We start from the raw sequence: 728 nt of genomic DNA on the forward strand, positions 1-728 counted from the left end.
CGGCTGGCGCACCGCGCGGTTGGGACGACGGCTGCCAACCGGATGGTGCCGGAAGAGACGCCGGTGGCGTTCTCCTTTGCCGGCACCACGCATGCGGTGATGATGGCAAGCCCGGCGGATTTCGAGGATTTCGCGCTCGGCTTCTCGCTGACCGAAGGCATCATCGCCTTGCCCGAAGAGATCGAAGCCATCGAGGTCGAGGACCATGGCGCCGGCATCGACATTCAGATCCGGCTGAAGGACCGAGCCAACACACGTTTCGAAGCGCGGCGGCGAAGGCTCGCCGGCCCGGTCGGCTGCGGGCTTTGCGGCATCGAGTCGATCGAGGAAGCGATGCGCTCGGTCGATGCGGTTGGTGCCTCAAGCCTTACGCTTGATGCCGACGACATCGCTCGTTCGGTCAAGCTTTTGTCCAAAGTGCAGCCGCTGCACACCGAGACCGGAGCGGTACACGCCGCCGGTTTCTATATGCCTGGCAAGGGCATCGTCATGGCGCGCGAAGATGTCGGCCGTCACAATGCGCTCGACAAGCTGGCCGGCGCGCTGGCCAGGGCCGGCATCGATGGCGCATCCGGTGCTGTGGTGGTGACATCCAGGGTGTCGGTCGAAATGGTGCAGAAGACGGCTTCTATCGGCTCGGCCTTCATCATCGCCGTCTCGGCGCCGACCGCACTTGCCATCCGCACGGCGCAAGAGGCCGGCATGACGCTGGTGGCGCTGGTTCGCGG

The 728-nt window shown here is 65.4% G+C and carries 1 protein-coding gene; it reads left to right on the forward strand.

Going from position 1 to position 728, the window contains the following annotated elements:
- Positions 1-728 (forward strand): formate dehydrogenase accessory sulfurtransferase FdhD (gene fdhD, locus EN964_RS36220; RefSeq protein ID WP_245490754.1); only part of this gene is annotated, 728 nt, incomplete at both ends.

This window comes from Mesorhizobium sp. M7A.F.Ca.CA.001.10.2.1 (assembly GCF_003998575.1).
Lineage (GTDB): Bacteria > Pseudomonadota > Alphaproteobacteria > Rhizobiales > Rhizobiaceae > Mesorhizobium.